The sequence below is a fragment of the Paracoccus denitrificans genome, assembly GCF_900100045.1.
GTDB lineage: Bacteria > Pseudomonadota > Alphaproteobacteria > Rhodobacterales > Rhodobacteraceae > Paracoccus > Paracoccus denitrificans.
The window spans coordinates 1-3,526 of record NZ_FNEA01000074.1 but is presented as its reverse complement, the minus strand read 5'-3'; the positions used below and the strand labels follow the sequence as shown (position 1 = coordinate 3,526).

General features: G+C 60.7%; 2 protein-coding genes, 1 tRNA gene and 2 pseudogenes. 2 read left to right on the top strand and 3 right to left on the bottom strand.

The genetic code is table 11. The annotated features are described in order from the left end of the window. Positions 1-17 precede the first annotated feature (17 nt). Positions 18-94 (top strand) — tRNA-Met (locus tag BLT64_RS25690). Between the two features lie 12 nt (positions 95-106). Here the strand turns inward: BLT64_RS25690 and BLT64_RS25685 are convergent. Further along, positions 107-946 carry a hypothetical protein gene (locus BLT64_RS25685; protein WP_175474428.1) on the bottom strand — a complete coding sequence of 280 codons (840 nt, stop codon included), beginning with the start codon at positions 944-946 and terminating at the stop codon, positions 107-109. Between the two features lie 81 nt (positions 947-1,027). Here BLT64_RS25685 and BLT64_RS25680 point away from each other — a divergent pair. Beyond that, positions 1,028-1,252: pseudogene (locus BLT64_RS25680) on the top strand (arsenical resistance protein ArsH); the annotation flags it as partial. Here the strand turns inward: BLT64_RS25680 and BLT64_RS25675 are convergent. Together BLT64_RS25675 and BLT64_RS26720 are read right to left on the bottom strand one after the other, a co-directional pair. Further along, the gene (locus BLT64_RS25675; protein WP_011749247.1) at positions 1,236-3,140 is read right to left on the bottom strand and encodes a helicase C-terminal domain-containing protein; all 1,905 of its coding nucleotides are present in this window, start codon (positions 3,138-3,140) and stop codon (positions 1,236-1,238) included. The pseudogene BLT64_RS25680 and the gene BLT64_RS25675 overlap by 17 nt on opposite strands. Positions 3,141-3,444: 304 nt before the next feature. Then, positions 3,445-3,526 (bottom strand): annotated as a pseudogene (locus tag BLT64_RS26720) (IS5/IS1182 family transposase); the annotation flags it as partial.

Genomic DNA, 3,526 nt, shown 5'->3' with positions numbered 1-3,526 from the left:
AATCCAGCGCAAACGGCCGCGGGGTAGAGCAGCCCGGTAGCTCGTCAGGCTCATAACCTGAAGGTCGTAGGTTCAAATCCTACCCCCGCAACCAAATTCCATTACATTACAACCGCTTAAGCCTCCTCCGGGAGGCTTTCTGCATTCGCGCTCCAGCCGCTCCGGAATCACACCGGAAGCAGCCGGGAGCGAACCCCAGCGCAAAATCGACGGGATCACAAATCCGTGCGGGGCTGCGTCGGCCCACCAACGCGGGAAGCGAGACGCCGACAGCGGTATTCGAAATCACGGTTTTCTGGCGACAACGAGGCCGTGGAGATGTGCAGGCTGCGGCGATCACGCTCGGCGCATACCAATCAAGCTTGTGCACGGCCTGCGTATGGCTTTCCACCGGCAGGTTCGTGATCAGCTTCCAGAAGACGGGTGCGCGCCCTTCCGGCGGATCCATCTCCTCGGCATGGATGATCTGAAGGGTTTGGTGTCGATATTTCCGCTGCTTGCCGATCGGCGGGCGGACAGCCATTGTCGCATGCCTGATGGTCAACAGGGCGCGATGCTCCTGGTTCTGCGCATCGCGGAACCGGACCTCGTGTGTGCCGCTTGACTGGATCTGCGCCATCACCTTGGAGACGGTCGTAACGCCGTCCTCCGCCAGGCGGTCGACGCAACTGCGCATCAGAAAGCCAGTCCCGAGTTCCACAGCCAGACAGTAGAGTTCGTAGATGTCGCTTTTCCGGTCGCCGATATGCACACAGCGCCCGGGCGCGCCGGCCAGTTCGGTGGACAGGCGCAGATTATCGAGCCAACGCATGCTTTCCTTCTGCTCGATCGGCACACGGGTCGGGTTGATCTTGCGCTTGAGCGCGGTCGTTTCCTTGAACTTGGACCGCGACCAGAATTTGGCCGCAGTCAGGCCGAGCGGCAGACCTTCGGGCGTGATCGCCAAGCTGGCATGCATCAGCAGGCCGCAGATTGCATGCTTCTGATAGCGGCCGCCCTCCAGCTTGCGGCCGGTCGATATCTTCGTGACCAGATGCGCGTCCTTGGCTGCTGGATGCGAATGCTCACGATCCCGAACCAGTCCTCGGTCGCCAAGGCTTATGACGAGTTCGACGAGGCTGGTCGGATGCGCCCGTCGAGCTACTACGACCGCATCGTCGATGTGATGGAAGAGCTGGTGAATATCACGCTGCTGACGCGCGACCTCTCCGGCTTTCCGTGTTTGTCGTCTGCGCTCACTCATCGGCGATGAGCGCCAGGAGAATGGTGCACGGTTGTACGGTACGAGCCAAGTGATGCCCGGCGGCAAGACCCTGCAGGAAGTCGGTCGCCTCAGAGAAATTCAGCCGAGTCATTGACAGCGATCTTTCCAAAGCTGCGACCTGACCCTGCCAGAGCTCGACTGGGCCGGCTTCCGGTGGAGCTTGCCTGCGTCGTTCTAGGTTGAGTTCGCGATTTCGGATCTCCGCCAGGAAATATGCGCTCACCTGATCTGTAAGGTCTTCGATCTCATATCGAATACGCTTCAAAGCCGACGCCCTGTATAGCTCTACCTCAGCGGTGATTTTCGCCAGTTGTCGAGATCGTAGGGCATTCACCGCCTCATGTTTCTCGAGAGCCGAAAGAGGGGTCCTGCCTCTGGCCAGCGCATTGTTGGTCGATGACGTTATTGGTTGCAGACAAAGGTCAACTTCTTCTTCGGTCGACTCCCGCCAGCCATCCTTGGCCTTCCAGTATCCCTTGCGCATGAATGCTGCCGGGGCTGCGACCCTGACCCTGCACTGGAAAGCACGAAAGAGGGTGTGAAGCATGCGTCGGTCGGCGGAAAGCGCGCTCTTCTGCACGTCTGTCGGCGCGCTGTTAAGAATTTCCCTCGCCTTGGCTGTCCAGGCCGGGGGGAGCAGCTCATCCGGAAACGGGTCGAACTGCGCGACCGTAACGACCACCAATGGGCCAAGTCCCCGTGCTGGGTGACCTTCGGGTAGCCTGACGCTCGTTTGTACAACCGGCTTCGCCGTCCCGAAGGCACTGAGGACTGATCCAGTATAGCCGGAAACCAATGCATCATGCAGTTCTGAACCGTGATCGAGGAAACGGAGTGGGCGACCAGATCGGGTGCCATCTGCCCCAAGCTCTCCATCGTCCGTAAAGACGATTTTGCGAGGCGGTACTGAAATGTCGGATCGCCGATAGATGAACGGGACGTGACCAGACATCCAACTTTCGCGGGACGCGCCAGGCAAGGAAAACGGGGCCTCGCCGGCTCGCCCGCGTTCACCCACCCCATGATACCAGATCGTCTGGAAGCTGTAGCCATCCTCCTTGTCAGCCCGCCCACCGGTGTCGAAGTCTTTGGAGGCCTTGATCGTCCTCAGCCAGGCGCCGAGAGCTCGCTCTTCCCGCCGAATGGGCGTCTCGTTGGGGCGCGCGATGTCGGACATCATCGCGGGCGCAGGACAAGGCTTCTCTCGCCACAGTTCGAAGTCGGCTGCTGCCTGTTGCTGTGTGAAGGGTTCTGCGTCCCGGAATAGTGACGGGAGACCGATGCCCTTTCCAGCGAGAGGAGTAACCAGAAGAGCTGCCTTCCGCCTGATGGCAGCGTGCCCCAGAGTTGTCTGCAGTTCCGCTAGGTCCGTGGGGGAGAGGGGCGGAAGCGGCGAGTCGAACACGCCCAGTTCCGCGACGGTGTCGGCAATCGCGGTTTCCTGTGACCCTTCGATCAGGATCCGCCAGATGTCGATGACACGCCTGCCGCCCTTACGTTCGCCTGTTGCGCCAAGACGGTCCACGCGGCCAATCAGCTGATCGATGCTGTCGATTTCCCAAGGCAGGGAGAAGAAGATGATCCCGTCAGCAACGTGGTGCAGGTTGAGCCCGGCTTGCACCCAGTCGCCAACCAGCAGGAGGCGGTTGTCGCCAGACAGTAGCGGTGCGAGCGTTTCCTGAATTTCCCGCAGATTGGTGACACCTTCGACGTCGGTTGCTACCGGGCGCCGAAGCACAGAGATCCCGTCAACGAGAGATGGAAAGTATCTGGGGAGCGCCACCCGCAACATGTCGATCGTCGGATTGTCCCCACAGACGATGATGAAGGCGCGCTCTTCATCCTCGCACCATTGCCCGGACAGGATATCTAGCAAGGCCTCCAGCCTGCTGTCGCCAGGGTCCTCAGCCCGGCGTGGAAGTCGATGAAGGCCTGCGGCAATGTCCCGTGACGCGCCTGATGCGCCCGTAGGAAGGCGCGCAAGGTCAGCGTGCGATGCGCCGAGGCCTCCTTCTCGACCGAGATGCCGATCTTGAACGGCGCATGGCCACTTAGGTCGAGGGACGCAAAGCCCTCACCCAGCCCGCCCGGGCCGGAAAACAGATCGACGATGCCGAAAGTGGCTGGCAAATCAGGGGCCTCTCGAATTCGGGTTGCAGGCTGTATACTAGGGTCAGGATTCATAACCAATAAATGACGGTTGCCGCGAGCGCGATGGCCGAGAGGAAGACCTTCGGGCATCTGTCGTATCGGGTTGCCACG